The organism is Helicobacter enhydrae (assembly GCF_001693335.1).
In the GTDB taxonomy this organism is placed as follows: Bacteria; Campylobacterota; Campylobacteria; order Campylobacterales; family Helicobacteraceae; genus Helicobacter_G; species Helicobacter_G enhydrae.
On record NZ_CP016503.1, the window covers coordinates 1003087 to 1020150 of the forward strand.

17 protein-coding genes are annotated in these 17064 nt (G+C 41.0%); 5 read left to right on the forward strand and 12 right to left on the reverse strand.

What is annotated here, in order from left to right:
- The first annotated feature begins 10 nt into the window (after window positions 1–10).
- Together BBW65_RS04720 and BBW65_RS04725 are read left to right on the forward strand one after the other, a co-directional pair.
- A complete protein-coding gene (locus tag BBW65_RS04720) occupies window positions 11–715 on the forward strand; it encodes a metal ABC transporter ATP-binding protein (RefSeq protein ID WP_199919386.1) in 705 nt (234 codons plus the stop codon).
- A 1-nt stretch (window position 716) separates the two neighbouring features.
- On the forward strand, window positions 717–1535 hold the full coding sequence (locus tag BBW65_RS04725) for a metal ABC transporter permease (protein ID WP_066341823.1): 819 nt from the start codon (window positions 717–719) through the stop codon (window positions 1533–1535).
- A gap of 17 nt (window positions 1536–1552) precedes the next feature.
- Here BBW65_RS04725 and BBW65_RS04730 read toward each other — a convergent pair whose 3' ends face one another.
- The 11 genes from BBW65_RS04730 to BBW65_RS04780 form a co-directional block, all read right to left on the reverse strand.
- On the reverse strand, window positions 1553–2689 hold the full coding sequence (locus tag BBW65_RS04730; protein WP_066340452.1) for a glycosyltransferase family protein: 1137 nt from the start codon (window positions 2687–2689) through the stop codon (window positions 1553–1555).
- Window positions 2674–4674 (reverse strand): hypothetical protein, encoded by a 2001-nt coding sequence (locus BBW65_RS04735; protein ID WP_199919387.1) that lies wholly within the window; start codon window positions 4672–4674, stop codon window positions 2674–2676. Before BBW65_RS04735 ends, BBW65_RS04730 begins: the two co-directional genes overlap by 16 nt.
- A gap of 12 nt (window positions 4675–4686) precedes the next feature.
- Window positions 4687–5451: a rod shape-determining protein MreC gene (gene mreC, locus BBW65_RS04740; protein WP_066340456.1), complete on the reverse strand. Its 765-nt coding sequence runs from the start codon at window positions 5449–5451 to the stop codon at window positions 4687–4689.
- 2 nt (window positions 5452–5453) lie between these two features.
- Window positions 5454–6491, reverse strand: coding sequence for a rod shape-determining protein (locus BBW65_RS04745; RefSeq protein ID WP_066340458.1), 1038 nt, complete (start codon window positions 6489–6491; stop codon window positions 5454–5456).
- The gene (gene clpX / locus BBW65_RS04750; RefSeq protein ID WP_066340460.1) at window positions 6491–7792 is read right to left on the reverse strand and encodes an ATP-dependent protease ATP-binding subunit ClpX; all 1302 of its coding nucleotides are present in this window, start codon (window positions 7790–7792) and stop codon (window positions 6491–6493) included. The genes BBW65_RS04745 and clpX overlap by 1 nt, the downstream gene beginning before the upstream one ends.
- The gene (gene lpxA, locus BBW65_RS08025) at window positions 7785–8591 is read right to left on the reverse strand and encodes an acyl-ACP--UDP-N-acetylglucosamine O-acyltransferase (protein WP_233702012.1); all 807 of its coding nucleotides are present in this window, start codon (window positions 8589–8591) and stop codon (window positions 7785–7787) included. The genes clpX and lpxA overlap by 8 nt, the downstream gene beginning before the upstream one ends.
- A gap of 1 nt (window position 8592) precedes the next feature.
- Window positions 8593–9045, reverse strand: a complete 453-nt coding sequence (fabZ, locus tag BBW65_RS04760; protein WP_066340463.1) for a 3-hydroxyacyl-ACP dehydratase FabZ — start codon at window positions 9043–9045, stop codon at window positions 8593–8595.
- Window positions 9046–9093: 48 nt separating this feature from the next.
- A complete protein-coding gene (locus tag BBW65_RS04765) occupies window positions 9094–10185 on the reverse strand; it encodes an epoxyqueuosine reductase QueH (protein WP_066340465.1) in 1092 nt (363 codons plus the stop codon).
- 95 nt (window positions 10186–10280) lie between these two features.
- Window positions 10281–11369, reverse strand: a complete 1089-nt coding sequence (gene rlmN, locus BBW65_RS04770) for a 23S rRNA (adenine(2503)-C(2))-methyltransferase RlmN (protein WP_066340467.1) — start codon at window positions 11367–11369, stop codon at window positions 10281–10283.
- A gap of 130 nt (window positions 11370–11499) precedes the next feature.
- Entirely contained in the window at window positions 11500–11703 is a 204-nt protein-coding gene (locus BBW65_RS04775; RefSeq protein WP_199919388.1) for a hypothetical protein, read from the reverse strand.
- Window positions 11704–11825: 122 nt separating this feature from the next.
- Window positions 11826–12491, reverse strand: a complete 666-nt coding sequence (locus tag BBW65_RS04780) for a glycosyltransferase family 10 domain-containing protein (protein WP_066340473.1) — start codon at window positions 12489–12491, stop codon at window positions 11826–11828.
- A 1002-nt stretch (window positions 12492–13493) separates the two neighbouring features.
- On the opposite strand from BBW65_RS04780, the gene BBW65_RS04795 reads away from it, so the two are divergent.
- Window positions 13494–13676 (forward strand): hypothetical protein, encoded by a 183-nt coding sequence (locus BBW65_RS04795; protein WP_066340479.1) that lies wholly within the window; start codon window positions 13494–13496, stop codon window positions 13674–13676.
- Here BBW65_RS04795 and BBW65_RS04800 read toward each other — a convergent pair.
- Window positions 13673–14233 (reverse strand): 5'-methylthioadenosine/S-adenosylhomocysteine nucleosidase family protein, encoded by a 561-nt coding sequence (locus BBW65_RS04800; protein WP_066340482.1) that lies wholly within the window; start codon window positions 14231–14233, stop codon window positions 13673–13675. The two genes, BBW65_RS04795 and BBW65_RS04800, sit on opposite strands and share 4 nt — an antisense overlap.
- Window positions 14234–14299: 66 nt before the next feature.
- On the opposite strand from BBW65_RS04800, the gene rsmA reads away from it, so the two are divergent.
- Complete coding sequence (gene rsmA, locus BBW65_RS04805) at window positions 14300–15082, forward strand: 16S rRNA (adenine(1518)-N(6)/adenine(1519)-N(6))-dimethyltransferase RsmA (RefSeq protein ID WP_233702013.1); 783 nt, start codon at window positions 14300–14302, stop codon at window positions 15080–15082.
- Between the two features lie 2 nt (window positions 15083–15084).
- Window positions 15085–17064: a ribonuclease J gene (locus tag BBW65_RS04810; RefSeq protein WP_066340484.1), complete on the forward strand. Its 1980-nt coding sequence runs from the start codon at window positions 15085–15087 to the stop codon at window positions 17062–17064.

Below are 17064 nucleotides of genomic sequence, written 5' to 3' on the forward strand. Positions count from 1 at the left end.
GGCACAACTGATGAATCCACTCATTCAAATCAAAGATTTGGATTTTTGTTATGGGACACAAAGCATCCTAAATCACATCAATCTCACTTACCATTCCTCTCAATTTCTTGGGATCATTGGGCAAAATGGTGGAGGCAAATCCACGCTCATCAAACTCATTCTCAACCTAATCCCTCGACCAAAAAACATCACCCTTGCATTGAGTCTTGATGCTATAGGCTATGTGCCACAGCATTCCAACCACAACCCACATTTCCCCGTTCGCGTCAATGAGATTGTCCAAATGGGTAGAGTGGCACCCATAGGACTTTATCGCAAGGCTGACAAAAACAAGACTTATGAGACAATGGAAAGACTGAATATTTTGGATCTAAAAGATAGAAAAATGTCTGATTTGAGCGGAGGGCAAAAGCAAAAGGTTTTGTTGGCTAGAGCCTTGTGCTCTGATCCCAAACTTCTGATTCTTGATGAGCCCACAGCAAGTATTGATTCTTTTTCAACCAATGAAATTTTTGCTTTGTTGCAAACCTTGCATTCCCAAGGCGTTGGGATCATTATCGTTTGTCACGATTTATCGCTCCTCTTGCACCATTGCACACATATTGCCTATCTACAACACTCTCTTACGCTATATCAAATCCCCGAAAATCAAGACACTCTGATTGCTGATTTTGGATGCAAACATCATATTATGGGGCAATGCGATGCTCGATGAAATCTTGAGTTTGATTCAAATGCCTTTCATTCAAAATGCCCTTTTGGGGATTTTGCCTATTAGCCTTTTGTGTGGGATTGTGGGTTGTCTTATCAGCATCAATCGACTTTCTTATGTGGCAGGGGCACTGACACACGGAGCCTATGGGGGAGTGGGGCTGGGTGTCTATTTTGGTCTCCCAATACTGCTGAGTGCTAGTTTTTTTAGCCTTGTTCTTGCTCTTGTGATGGCTTATCTCATCTCTAGATACCGCACGCACAGCGATAATTTCATTGGTGCGATTTGGGCTTTTGGTATGGCTATTGGAATCATTTTGATTGAACTCTCTGATGGATACAAAGCCGATATGATGGGGTATCTTTTTGGCAATATTCTCCTAATCACCACTCAAAATCTATACATTATGGCAATCCTTGCATTGGTGTTTTCTCTTTTGCTTTTTTTCTTTTTCCCACAATTCCAAGCCTTGAGTTATGATGAGGATTTTGCCAAAACCCGCGGTATCGCCTCGCAAAAATTTTTCTTCACAATGATGATAATGATTGCATTTTGTATCACAGCTAGTATGCAGGCTGTGGGTTTGATTTTGGTCATCGCACTTTTGAGCATTCCCCCATTTATTGCCCAAAACCTAAGCCAAACGCTCAAAGGAATGATGATACTCTCGGTGATTTTTAATTGCCTGTTTTGCTTTGTGGGATTAATCTTTAGTTTTTATTTCAATCTCTCTAGTGGAGCAAGTATTATTCTGACAAGTGTGGCAGGGTTTGTGCTGTATTTGGGAATCACCAAGCTTACAAAATTGCGTTGTGATTCTTAGAGACTAGGATCTAGCGATCACCCCAAACTCTGCAAAAGATTGATGATCTGGGTTTGATTGGCTTGATTGTTTAATTGCCGATGTGCCTTATGGGAAGCACATCGATAGGCATACACCTCATCAGGTCGCAACTTATTCAAAAGATGTGCTACAGATTTGACATCAAACCCATCGCTCACCCTCCCAACTCCATAAACATCAATCAATGGTACAAGATCTGTATTGGGCGTTGAAACAACCATCAAAGATGAGCCAATGTATTCAAAGAATTTATTGGGGATTGTTGCAAGGAGATTGTAGGTTTTGGGTGGCATAAAATACAAACCAATATCAAATTGGGCTCCAAAAGGAATGATCTCATCAAAAGATACAGGGGAATGCAAAAAGATTTTTTGCCCATTTCTCTGTCTCTTTTCTATCATTCCTTCGATTTTTTTGCGATATTGTGCCTCTCCTCCCACCAAAACCAAATGAAGCTCCAAATCTTGATGAAGCCTTTCGCTCAATCCGACAAGCTCCTCGATACTGCGATTATCAGAAAGCGATCCGTGATACAAAATCTTAAGTGGCAAGTGCGTTTGCTTGGGCTCTGGCAAATCATAAAAATAAGGGAGAGAAAGATACAGAATGGGGTTGATTCCATATTCTTGTCGATAGCGTTCTACAAAACTAGGAGATACGCTCAAAACAGCATCGCATTGTGGCAAATATTTTTTGCAAAGCTCATCATTAAAGCGTTTAAAAAGTATATTCCATCTCAAACTAGAAGTAAGCCACAAAGGGAAATACTCCTGTGCATCAAAAATCACTTTTGCTTGTTTTTTATACCGCAAAGCAATAGGCAACAATGGCAAATCAAAACAAATCACAAAATCAAAAGTTTCTGTTTGCAAAAAAGGGACAATTTCTAGTCGATTTTCTGTCCAGATGAGCCTATCCCACTTCCTCAAGAAAACATCCACATACAAACCGCACTCTTGCCAAAAATTACGCTTCACATAGGCAGAAAAAGAATAGGTTTTAACACCAGAGATCGCACCTGTGCCAATCCCCATCGCACTCACTTCGTATGTTCTGATCAGATTATCAATCATACGCCTAGGGCGTGGATTGACTGCAGGATTTGAAGCACTAAGTATCAGGACTCTTTGCATAGGCTTTGCAACATATTTAGAAAATGGCTCACCCCCATTTTGTTTCTTTTCTCATTATAACGCTCAAGACCTGCCATATTCTCGGCAATCAAGGCATCTTTTTGGGCTTTGGAGAGACTAAGCAAATGGAGTGCTTTTTGATAATAATCCTCCTCATCGACAGCCATTGTGATCCACTCTTTTTGAACCATTTGAGGATTCTTCACTAGCACCAAAGACAACTTGCCCTTCGCCACATATTCAATCCGACTTTCCCCCTGCTCCATCGGAAAGCTATCAAGCCAAAAATCGATAATATGCCCATAAACCCCACTATCCACATATCCACAAAAATAGAATCTTTCTCGCCATTGAGCGTATTCTGCACCCAAAATAGACTTCAGTTTGTCCTCAATTTCAGCAATATTGCCACTTCCACAAGCCAAATAAATGCTTTGGGGGAAATGACGCATAATCCTCACAAGCATTTGCAAATAGGGCAAACTATTGATTTTCACCAAACGCCCGATCGTGCCCAATATCAAAGCCTCTTTTGGGAATCTTGCACGATGTGAGGCGATCAATTTGTCTGAAACCAAAGGATTGTAAAATCTCCTATCCATTGCCACAGGTATGCCTACAAAAGCATTGCCCTCGCGATTGATCAAAGCCTCATTGCCACAAATATGCGTGATTTTGCAATCTAGGCTTGGAATATCATAGACGAAATTGCCGTGCGACCAAAAAATCCTATAAGGGGCACAACGCGTAGAAAGCACAAAATCACTGATGCCATAGCCATTGTTTGGGCTGATGAGATAAGTCACTTGATCTTGCTTGATTCTTTGAGCCAATGCCAAAGCCTTTTGCAAATGTGAATTATAAAATCCATCTTGATTGTAGGTAGAAGTCACATCAACAATCTCAATCCCCAATCCTTCATAGTCACTGATCGCAGTGCTTGTGTTTTCACTTTTTTCCAGCAAATTCATAGGATAGATTTTGATCACATAGCGTTGTTTGAACTCTTCATCTTGCAGAATCTGCTTCATAAAACTATACTCAACCTTAAAAGGGGAGTTTTCTACCAATCGATCACGCAACACACCAATCACAATCTTGTCAGTTTGTGGCATTGCGTCATAAGCAAGTGCATGTTTCTGTGCAAAATCCTCATAAACACGACACGCCACAAGATCGATTTCTTGCAAAAACTCCTTCCATTGTTTTTGGCTCTCATAGCTATTGCCACACATGTGGTAGATAAAAAATTGCAAATACATACAATGATCCAAACTCTCCAAAGAGTCATCTTGCAAATGCAGATCAAACAATTCTTTCCAATATACATAAAGCTCAAGCCAAGAGCGGTGGTTGAAAAAACTTGAGACATTCCAGAAGCAATGCAGCTGCCAATTCAAAATCGAACGCCGACGCATCATAGGCAATTGCATATAATGATCTTTGTGTAGAATCTCTTTGATAGATTCCAAAAAAAACTCCATAGAAATCCCAAGTTTTGGAAAAAATTGACGGATAAACTCTGCTGTCTGCCCTGCCGAAGAGAGGTGCATCTGTAGGTGGCACACGCCTTGTATGTATTTTTTGATTGCCATTTGAGCTTCACCCTGCAACATCAAACACAGCACTTCAAGCTCTAGAAGCATTAGATTTTCATATTCGCCGATGTTTTGCCCCAAAAAATATTGTTGTGCTGTTTGAATATAATTTGTGAGTCTCTCATCAGCCACAAAGCCATCACTTGGCACAATCGGAGCATAAAACACATAAAGCAACAGATAAGTATTGTGGGCTAGTTCCCCTTTTTGCAACACCAAATCCAACACCTTACACGCAAGGTTTTGTGCCACCTCAACACCAAGTGCCCTATCCTCTACAAACCAAGCCTCAATCTCTTGAGCCTCTATTGTCTGCAAACCACTCACAAACGCATCTAGTTGCGATTTGGTTTCTAGTGTCAAAATAGTGTGTAAATATTCCCGCATTTTACTCATTGATCACCTTTCTTGCTGTGCAATCAGCCACAAAAATCTCGATTTGACATCATAACTCAAATCAAGTTCTGCACTCAAATATCCACTATTTTTGATGACTTGAGTGATAGTCCCCACAAACGCTCCTTTGAAAAATATCCCATCTTTTCCACTTGTCAAGACTTTATCGCCGACTTTGATTAGACTCCCCATAGGGATGAAATCCACCCAAGCTTTTTGATTGCCATTTGCTTTGACAATCCCCTGAATCCCCTCATCGCCAATCATCACACCATAGCTACATTGGGGATCGCCGTTCAAAAAGCCTATGATTCTGTCATTTTCGTCTTTTTTGGCGATACCCACCACCTGATTGTCTGCAATGAGCCCATAAAACTTTGCATTGCCCAAAGGACTAGCCTCAATCCAAACACGCTTAAAATTGCCAAGCTCGACATAAGAATCAATGCGTGCAGGGAAAATTGAAGCAAAATTGGGCTTGAGCATTTTGTTGAAATTGGCATATTCCAAAATCTGTTGTTGCAATTCAAGGTTTTGGAGTCTCAAGCTCTCGCTTTCTTGCTGATATTTCACAAGCTCTCTAATCCTTGAAGCCTGATCGATATGCTCTTGATATTTTTGCTTAATCTGTGCTTGAAAATCCAAAAACTCTGCCTTGACTTGCTCCCCCATCATCAAGACTCCATCTTTCAAAAGGCGATCTATTTTGAAAAAAATAAAACACACAATCAAAAACAGAACAAAGGCGATCAGTGGCTTAATTTTCATTCTTATTCAAAAACTAATTGCTCCAAGAGATCAATCTCTTCTATAGCACGGCTTGTGCCTTTTGCCACGCACAATAGAGGCTCTTCTGCGACATACACTGGAAGTTTCACAAGATCAGAGAGATACACATCAAGACCACGGATGAGCGCCCCTCCACCTGTAAGCACCACGCCATTTTCTACAATATCTCCTGCCAAATCTGGTGGCATGGATTCCAACACAGATTTCAGTGCGTTGCCAATTTCTTTGAGTTGTGTTTTGATGGCTTCACGCACATCTTCACTTGTAAGCTCAATGGTGTTGAGCAATCCACTTACTTGATCCTTGCCTCTCACCTGCATTTTCAAGGGTTGCTCTAGAGCGATAGCCGCACCAATCTGGATTTTGATCTCCTCTCCGGTCCGCTCTCCGATAAACAAATTGTAGTTTGTGCGTACATACTCCACAATCGCCACATCCAATTTGTCTCCTGCCACACGCAAAGACTTGGCGATCACAAGTCCGCCTAGTGAAATCACTCCAATCTCTGTAGTTCCCCCGCCAATATCCACCACGAGGCTTCCTTGGGGTTCTCTCACAGGCAACCCCGCACCGATAGCAGCTGCCATAGGCTCTTCAATCAAAAACACCTCTCTTGCCCCTGCACTCATTGCTGATTCTCTCACAGCCTTTCTCTCCACCCCTGTCAAGCCATAAGGCACACACACCATAATCCTTGGACGCACAAGTGCTTTTCTTTTGTGTGCTTTTTCTACAAAATAGCGAATCATCTTTTCTGTCATATCAAAATCAGCAATCACGCCATCTTTCATCGGACGAATCGCATAGATGCTTCCCGGGGTTTTCCCTACCATTTCTTTTGCCGCATTGCCCACTGCTAGGAGTTTCCCTCGTGCAGTATGGCGATCATTTTGCACAGCGATGATAGATGGCTCATTGATGATGATCCCTTGCCCTCTGACAGACACCACCGTGTTAGCAGTCCCCAAATCAATAGCAATATCGTGTGAAAAGATTCCAATAAAACGATCTAAAATCATTAATTCTCCTTCTTTTTTTTCTTTAATCGATTGTCTTGTTTTTTTGTAGCTTCCAATACGCAACTCAAGTCTTCAATCGCACAAGGGACAATCTCCTCTTGCCTCAAAACATTGGCACGCCCTATCACATACGCCTTTTTTTTGGATGGCAAATCAAACATCACTTCATTCAACAAGTCTTCCAAAATGCTTCTCAAGCCCCTTGCCCCCGTCTTCCTAGCAATCGCCATTTGGGCAATCTCCTCCAACGCCCCATTGGTGAATTCCAATTTTGATCCATCAATGTCAAAGATTTTTTGATATTGCTTGATCAATGCATTCTGTGGCTTACGCAAAATCTCCACCATCGCTTCTAGTGTGATTTCCTGCAAAGTTGCCACCACAGGCAAACGCCCAATCAACTCTGGGATCAAACCATAATGCACCAAATCTTCAGATTGCACCAAATGCAAGAGATCCTCTTCAGAATGTCGCGAACTTTGCTCTTGTGAAAACCCAAGAGTTTTGCCATTCATTCGTTTTTTGATGATTTCTTCCAACCCATCAAATGCCCCACCACACAAAAAGAGAATGTTTTGGGTATTGATTTGAATAAAATCTTGATGAGGGTGCTTCCTGCCACCTTTTGGAGGGACATTGACAAGGCTCCCCTCAATGATTTTGAGCAATGCTTGTTGCACCCCTTCACCAGACACATCTCTAGTAATCGAGCGATTTTCAGAAAGCCTTGAGATTTTATCCACCTCATCGATAAAAACAATCCCTCTCTCTGCCCTCTCCACATCGCCATCAGCAGCTTGGAGCAATCTTGTCAAAATGTTTTCTACATCTTCGCCGACATAACCTGCCTCTGTCAAAGAAGTCGCATCACAAATAGCGATAGGCACACCCAGCGTTTTTGCCAAAGTCTGTGCCATTAGAGTTTTTCCACTGCCTGTTGGACCGATAAACAGCACATTGGATTTGGCAATATCCACATCAGCAAATGCCCCATCGTATTCTTGACTATAAATCCTTTTGTAATGGTTATAAACTGCGACACTCAAAATCTTTTTGGCTTCTTCTTGCCCAATCACATAGCGATCAAGCGTGGCTTTGAGTTCTTTGGGGGTGGGCAAATCCACCGCCACCTCTTCTGAAGCGTGTGCCTCTAGTATCGCCGTATCAAAAAGCCGATCAATCGCATTGAGACATACGCCACAAATACAAGCTTTTTGTTGGGAAATCTCTTCATCACTAATGATCACAGCTTCTCGTGGATATAGCTTCCCACAAAAACTGCACTGATATTCTTTATTCACTCTCTTTTCCTTTCCTGAAAGGAATCCCTCGCGTTGATTCCAAAACAAAATGACAAATTCTAGCAATATTTTCTGAAGGGTTTTTGGCAAGCTCCTCTTCTGCCAACTCTTTGATAGGGGCAACACGAGAAAATAGTTTTTTGTAAAGCATAGAAATTTCATCGATTTGCGTATGCTCAAAAAGCAATCTCAATCGATGTCGATTCAGACCACGAATCACCGCTCTATTGCCTTCTGCGATACAAAATGGAGGAATGTCTTGAGACAAAGCCGAACACCCTGCAACCATTGCTCCATCGCCAATTTTGCAAAACTGATGCACTGCTGTAATGCCCCCGATATTGACATAATCCCCAAGCTCGACATGCCCCCCCAAAGTTGCATTGTTAGCCAAAATACAATGATCCCCGATCACGCAATCATGTGCGATATGCACATACGCCATCAAAAGATTGTGGCTTCCTATCAGCGTTTTGCCCCCTCCTCCTGCTGTGCCGGGATTGAGCGTTGTGAATTCTCGTATTAAATTGTCATCTCCGATAATAAGCTCTGTTTTCTCCCCATCATATTTCAAATCTTGGGGTGGCACTCCAACGGCAGCACCTGTAAAGACTTTGTTGTTTTTGCCCAATCTCGTGTAGCCCACAATCGTCGCACGATCATACACGATACATCCATCTCCGATTTCTACATTCTCTCCGATATAGCAAAAATCTCCGATTTCTACATTCTCACCGATTTTTGCCCCATCTTTGATCACTGCCGTTTTTGCAATTTTGGCACTTTTAGGAAATCCCACATCACACCTCCGCATCTGCAACCATTGCCTTGAGCTCTGCCTCTGCGACTAGTTTGTCTTCGACATAGGCTTGGCAATCAAGTTGCCACACTGCACCTTTTTGCTTCATCACATTCACACGATAGACCAAACGATCTCCGGGCACCACAGGGGTTCTAAACTTCACACGATCGATCGTCATAAAATAGACGATTTTTTCTTCTGCTTTTTGATAATCATCGCCAAACATACTCACAAATGCCAAAATTCCCCCTGCTTGAGCCATCCCCTCTACAATCATCACGCCCGGATAAATGGGCTGTTTGGGGAAATGCCCCAAAAACACTTCTTCGTTGATTGTGATGTTTTTGTATGCCTCAAGCTTCTTATTTGGCTCCAAATTTACGACGCGATCGACAAGCAACATCGGATAGCGATGTGGAAGGATTTTTTTAATAGTATTGACATTGAACATTTTTTACCTTTTTATATGGAATGCTTTGGATAAGTGATTCTACCAAAACTAGCACTCTACTAATTCAAAAACCATTTCTTCTTGAAAAATACTTTCAATCCACACACGCGATTCACCCTCATACTCTTGCTCAACGATTATGATAGGATTGAGAGAGTGTGCTAATGTCAATCTCTGACGCAACTCAAGCTCTTGTGCATAACGCATCGGCTCTTTTTGCAAGGCTCTAAGGTTTGGATATTGTGTCTGCAACATCAGATTTAACGCCTCCAATGTAACAAACACACTATCATCACGCCTACTATACCCGATCTTGCCCCCACTATTTTCTAGAGGGATCCAAACTAGATTCCCCAATCTCACATTTTTCTTGCTTTGTGAGTGCGTAAGGATATAGCTAGGAATCACTTGAGCAAAAACCTCTACTTTTGCACTCAAGCACCGCCAAATCATTTCTTTTTGCTGACGCAATAAATATGCCCTACCCTCTTTCTCTAGCTCATCTCTGCGTGCAAACACCTCATTGCGATACTCAATGCTTCCGGGCATAATCTGTCTTGAAATGGGGCTAATGAACTCTAGCGGGAATCTCCCTTGTTTTTCCCTTTGCTTTTGCAGAGCAAACTTACAGCCACAATAATTTTGGCGATACAGATTGTCTTGTTTACTTAGTGCTGTTTGCCTTTGTGTGCCACCCCCACTCCTCACATCGATCTTGACAAAATCAAGTCCATATTTTTGGGCAATCTGATCCCCTTGTGCAAACAAAACCTCTTGAGTTTTCATCGGAGAGGAGAGTAGGGTGGTGGTGAAACGCTTTTCTCCGATTTTTTGAGCGACTTTAGCACTCTCAATCAAACGCACATCAAAGCACACATTGCACCTTGCACCTTTTTCGGGCTCATCTTCTAGCCCCCTCACATCTTGACACCACTCCCAATCATCATATTTACCCTCAATCAACTCCACGCCAAGCATTTGGCAACTACGCCTCACATCAAGCAAACGCAAATCGTGTTCGCTTCTAGGGTGGATGTTGGGGTTATAAAAAAACCCTACAAACTTTTCATCCGGATATATTTTTTGCAACTCACTCAAAAAATAATGGCTATCCACACTGCAACAAATATGCACTAACATTTTTATCCTTTATTTCCAAACTTCCAAAATGCAACCCCACAGACGACGACCACAACCGCGATAATCAGAAACAACGCCATATCCAACCAATCCATTTAGCCCTCTCTCAAATGTTTCATATGAAACTTTTTTTCTTCCTCACGCAACTGACCACACGCTGCACTGATGTCAATCCCTTTGGATTCTCTAATCGTGCATAATAGCCCCTTTTGGATTAGAAAATCTGCAAACTCTTTGACTTTTTGCTCATCTGGGCGTTCAAACTCGCTCTCTTGGTGAGGATTGAAAGAAATCAGATTGACTTTTGCACGAATGCCATTGAGGAGCTTGAGCAATTTTTTTGCACTCTGCAAATCATCATTGACCCCCTTGATCACCAAATATTCAAACATCACACGCTTGCGTAAATCCACAGGAAAAGATCTCACCGCATCAAGCACCTGCTCGATGTTGTAAGCTTTGTTCATCGGAATCAATCGGGTGCGTAATGCATCATCTACGGCGTGCAAGGAAATCGCCAACTGCACGCCCAAACCAAGCTCTCCCAACTGCTTGATTTTGGGTGCGATTCCACTTGTTGAGATGGTTTGACGCCTTGTTGAGATAGAAAGCCCCTCAAGCTCTGCAATGATTCTAATCGCCTTGGTTACATTTGCAAAATTATCTAGTGGCTCTCCCATCCCCATATAAACGAGATTGACACGCTTTTCTGGAGCAAGTCCATTATCTTTTTTGAGTTGCACCACCTGCTCGACGATTTCCCCTGCACTCAGATTACGCACAAAGCCCCCTTTGGCAGTGGAGCAAAAAGCACAGCCCACCTTGCACCCCACTTGCGAAGAAAGACAAAAGGTGTATTTTTCACCCTCAAGGACCTTGCCGTTTTCATCGAGCTTTTTGTCTCTCATCTTGATAAACACACTCTCAAAACTCAAACCATCGTGGGTGCGAAATAGATATTTTTGACTCCCATCAATGCTCACTTGCTTGGTAATCAAAGAAAGATTTTGGACTTGAAAATTTTCCAAAAGTTCCTGCTTCAATGATTTGGGGAGATTGTCCATTTTTGCAAAATCTTGCTCATAACGCACATACAACCAATGGTAGATTTGCTTTGCGCGAAAGGACGGAGAAAACATTTCCTCTAGTTCTTTGAGAGTGTAATCATAAATATTCTGTTTCATTTTGGATACTCTTTGATACTTTTTGGGTTTTGGATAAAAGGGGATTGTAGCAAAAGTTTGATTCTTATTTGCTTGATTAAATCTTTCTTATCACTCCAAATATTGTCAGAATCTCATTTATCACATTGAGTTAATTTCTTTTTGTGGTTTTGAAGGGAAGGGTAAGAAACTTCATAACATTTTTAACTCTTAATCTAGTGCGTCTTTTCGGATACATCATCTCTTGTCGTTGTGTCCTCATTGCTCTTTTGCAATCTGCATAGGGTTGATTGAAAATATTGTCAAAAAAATCTTCAAGTTTTCTCTCATAGGCTTGAATAATATCTTCTTGCAAAAAAGCCTTTTGTTTTAGCATATCAAGATAGAGTTTTGGATTGTGATGCACTTCTTGAATATATTCTATGGCTTCTTTTGTGGAGCCAAAATCTTCTATATGAATCAGGGCTTTTTTGTTGATCAGGACGCTATCTCCCCCCCCCCATTATTTTTAAATGTCGTTTTTAAGCTAGGATCACCCCAATAAATAGGGATGCTTTGTGCTGCAAATGCATCAATAATTTTTTCAGTGCAATAGCCTGCATATCTTGAGTTTTCAAAGGCAATATTAAACTTATAGGATTGAATAAAATCAAGCTTATTTTCTACATATTTTCCAATATTGTTTTGATATCTGCCACCACTTGCTACAAAATTAATTTTACTTAATGCCTCAAAAAATTCTTTTCTAATGGGATGAGCATTTCCATTACTGACTACAAAACTACAAAAATCTCTTTGGAGTAGCTTTGCTTCATCTTTTAGCAGATGTTTTTGTTCGGCTAGTTTGAAGGTTTTTTGATCCAATAAAAAAAGGGGATAACGCAAATATCTGTCCCCAAAATCCAAATAATCAAAACCCAATGCATAGTCATAAAAATTAAAATCAGGTGTGATTGCCTCTCCAGTATAAAAGATTTTGATGCAATCATATTCTAGATGCTGATTGCCAAAAACACTACAAAGCAAAAAGTCAGGTTTATCACTTTGGATGATTTTGTATTTTTTAGAAAGGAATGAAAGAAAATAATTATATTCTAATTTTTCTTCCCACCAATCCACTACATTAAGCTTGATTTCCTGCATTTTATAAACTCTCCAAACACTTTTCAATATCTATTTTTGATTCAAAAACTTAAAAAATCATAACGCTATTTTAAACCAAATAATAAAAATAAATCAAAAAATTCAAGACAACTTAAGAAATTTTGCCCGCACATAGATACAAAAGAATCTTGTTGCAAAAGCACACTCTTTGATGATTCTAGAATCTCTTAGATTCTCTTTTTGGGGTTTGTTTGGCAGAAGCACACTTTTTGGTCATTGAAACTTACTTTGCTTTTTTCTATAAGGGGTACAAGGGGGTTTATTGCGAGGCACCCCCCTTATCCCCCTTAAAATCCCCCAAACCCCTGCCCGCTTTTTTGTGTGACAACCCAACGATAGAGTGCAATATTTTTGTTTTATTGTGTTTGATGGTTTTATTGTTTTTGGTTTGAATCTTGATTCTAGATTCTTAGAATCTTTGAGAGAAGTTTTGTTTTTGATTCTTAGATTCTTTTTGCAATTTTTTAAAAACCATAAAAACACAAAAACCTCACTAAGCTATAAAGGCAATGCAAACCGCTGATCAAACCAACCTTGTAGAACCAAAAAAGATTCCAAGTCAATATAATCTTGAACGAGCCTTGCTAATGCAATGCTGGGGTTATGGGGGTTGTTAAGGGGGATAAGGGGAACGCTTGCTATAAGTTCCCCTTGCCCCCCTTAAGAGAGATCCTAGGGGATTCTAGAATTGTATAAAGGGTGGTTTGCTCAAGCCAACCCAAAGAAAGAGAATCCCAAGAGATTCTAGAATCACCAAAAGCCACCCCTTTGCCAAACCAAGAATCAAAAAGAAACCTCCAAGAGAATCTAGAATCGCTAAAGAGCGTAGCCCCACAAACCAACTTCAAAAGAAAATTCAAAATAAAGCCAAAAAACAGCTGTTATAATAATCCAACCAACACACAAAGAAAAATCCAAAGATTTTAGATAGGATTGTCAAGTTTTGAGAGAGGATCAAAAGTAGAAAATAAGGAGGATTTGATGAGTCTATTGGGATTTATTTTGTTCATCTTGTTGCTCCCATATATTATATTTGGGATCTACATCATTATCGGTATCATCAGCGGAGCTTATACAGCGGGTCAAAATTTCCTCACTTCTGTGTATGGAAAGTTGATTTTGCTCATTTTGGCATTCATCATATTCCATCGCATTGGGACTTAGAGATTTTGTATAGCCACCTTGAGCCTCCTTATCACTTCTATCCTATTGCTCACAAACTCCTGATGAGCCTTGCTTCCACAATAATTACTCACACAAAACACCCCCAAAGCGGGGAGAGCAAGTCGCCTTGCCACAGCAAGCACCGAAAAAAACTCCATATTTTCTAGCAAAATCCCCCTCTCTTTCATTGCAGACGCATAAACAGAATCTGTGCTGATATAATTGCTAGAATTCACGATGGCTTGGGGGAGATTCAAAGAGAGGATTGCTCTGATTGTTTCATATGAAACATTTTCAAGATTTTTGATTTCTTGCGGGATTGGAGTGTAGCTCTCTCCTCTCAAAAAAGAGCTATCGATTTGGGTAGCGTGAGTGCTTACAAAAAGCTCTAGCAGGGGGATCTCTTGGTCATAGCTTCCTGCACTTCCCAAAAATATCAACCCATCGATTTGTTGAGATGTGCAGAGTTTGCTCAAATGGATTGCACTTTCTACCAGCCCAACACCAATACTTTGAGCAAACTCAAACTCTTCTCCATTTCCAGCACAAACAAACATCGATTTCCTTTGATAAAAAGATACAAAAAAAAGATACAATCCAGACTAAAAAGGCTAGAATCTAGAGTGAATTATAAAGCAAAAAAAAAGTTCGGTCAGAACTTTCTGAAAGAAAGCATTTATTTGGATCAGATTGTCCAATCCATTCCCAATACACCAATACAAGTGATTGAAATTGGGGTTGGCTTGGGTGATTTAACAGAGAGGCTACTAAAATTCCACAAATTGATAGCCTATGAAGTTGATGAAGACTTGTGTTCTTTGCTTAATGATAGAGAGTTTTTTGGAAAAGACAATCTCACCCTCATCCATCGCGATGTTTTGGAGTGTAGCGATGCTGTGGGTTGGTTGCACAAAGAGCCATATTTTTTGGTTTCAAACCTTCCATACTACATCGCGACGCATATTGTGCTGAAGCTTTTGCGTGATCCGATGTGTCAAGGGTTGGTTGTGATGACACAAAAAGAAGTGGCAGAAAAATTCTGTGCAGATGTAGGAGACCGCGATTTTTGTGCATTGAGTATCATTGCCCAAAGTGTTGGAAACATCAAGATGCTATTTGAAGTTCCACCCACTGCCTTTTCACCTGCTCCAAAGGTAGATTCAGCCGTTTTTCAAGTCCAAAAAACTCAAGAATTTTGGCACATCCAAGAGTTGTGCGATTTGGAGACACTGCTCAAGTGTGCATTCCAAGCACCTCGCAAGAAATTAGCCAAAAATCTCTGCTCACTCTATCCCAAAGCAAAAATCGATGGGATTTTTCAAGACCTGATGCTTGATACAAACCTAAGACCCCATCAAGTCTCAACTTCGCTCTATCACCAAATATATGACAAATTGAAAGGATAAAAATGGAAAAAGAAAACACACCAAACAAGCCAGAAACTCGACAAGAGGGCAAAACCTATCGCAATGAACGGCACAAGCACAACGACCATCATACAGACGGAGAGAGGAAGCCCCCATATCAGCGTTGGAGTGGCAAAAACCATCACTCTCCAAACAATAGGAATCCAAAAGATCAGGACACCAGAAGTGAAAATGGGGTGAGAAAAATCGAAAACACCAATGAAAAAGGCAATCTCAATCTACATCGTGAGCTCAAAAAGAGCGTAGATGCCAACACAAGAATCCAAAAGCATTCTCTAAATCCTCACCACAAGCTCAATCTCAATTCTAAGAGTAAAGTTAGGATCACGCCACTTGGAGGGCTTGGGGAGATTGGCGGCAATATGACGATCATCGAAACAGAAAAATCAGCGATCATCATTGATGTGGGGATGAGCTTCCCTGATGAAAGTATGCACGGGGTTGATATTTTGGTCCCAGATTTTAGCTACCTACGCGCTATCAAAGACAAAATTGAAGCTGTGATTATCACACACGCACACGAGGATCATATCGGTGCTGTTCCTTATCTATACAAGCAAATGCAGTTTCCAATCTATGGCACACCTCTACCACTTGGAATGATTAGTGCCAAATTTGATGAACACGGACTCAAAAAATACCGCTCATTGTTTCGGATGATTGAGAAACGCAGACCGATTCAAATCGGGGATTTTGAAATAGAGTGGATCAATATCACGCATTCTATTATCGATGCTTCAGCACTTGCCATCAGAACAGAGGCTGGAGTGATCATCCACACAGGAGATTTCAAAATCGACCACACTCCGATTGATGGCTTGCCTACAGATTTGCATCGTTTGGCACATTATGGAGAGGAGGGAGTGATGTTGCTACTTAGTGATTCTACAAACTCTCATCGCAGTGGCACCACTCCAAGTGAGGCAATCATTGGTCCAAACTTTGACAATTTATTCAAGGACGCTCAAGGGCGTGTCATCATGAGCACATTTAGCTCCAATATCCACCGCGTCTATCAAGCGATCACTTATGGAATCAAATACAATAGAAAAGTTGCAGTGATTGGGCGTTCAATGGAAAAAAACCTAGAAATCGCAAGAGAGTTGGGCTATATCTCTATTCCTCAAGGAGTGTTTATCGAAGCACACGAAGTCGAGAAATATCCTGATACAGAAGTTTTGATCGTGACAACAGGCTCACAGGGTGAAACAATGAGCGCACTCTATCGTATGGCAACAGATGAACACCGCCATATCAAAATCAAACCCAGCGACCTTATTATCATTTCTGCCAAAGCCATACCGGGCAATGAAAGCTCAGTTTCTGCCGTGATTAATTTCTTGCAAAAATCAGGGGCAAAGGTTGCCTATCAAGATTTTGGAGAGATTCATGTCAGCGGACACGCTTCACAAGAAGAGCAAAAGCTTATGCTACGACTCATCAAACCCAAATTCTTCCTCCCAGTGCATGGAGAGTATAACCACATCGCCAAACACAAAGAAACAGCCATCAAATGCGGTGTGCTAGAAAAAAATATTTATCTTATGGAGGATGGCGATCAAATCGAAGTCAATCCAAACTACATACGCAAGGTGCGATCTGTCAAAACGGGCAAAACTTTCATCGACAATCAAGCAGATCGTGAAATTGAATACAACACGATTTTGGATCGCCAAAACCTTGCAAATGATGGGATCCTCACAATCAGTGCCAAAATCAACAAAAGAACGATGGATTTTGAAGGCGAAGTGAGAATCTCTAGCTTTGGTTTGACTTCCTCAAAAGATGAACGCTTCATAGCAAAAGAGATTGCAGAATCCCTCAAGCTAATGCTTCAAGCATTCAAAAAAGATTTGACTTCCAAAGCCCTAGAAATCGAAGCGCGAGGGTTACTCAAAAAGCTCCTTTTCAAACGCTACAAAAAATACCCAATGCTTTGCATTAATTTCTTTTTGGATTGA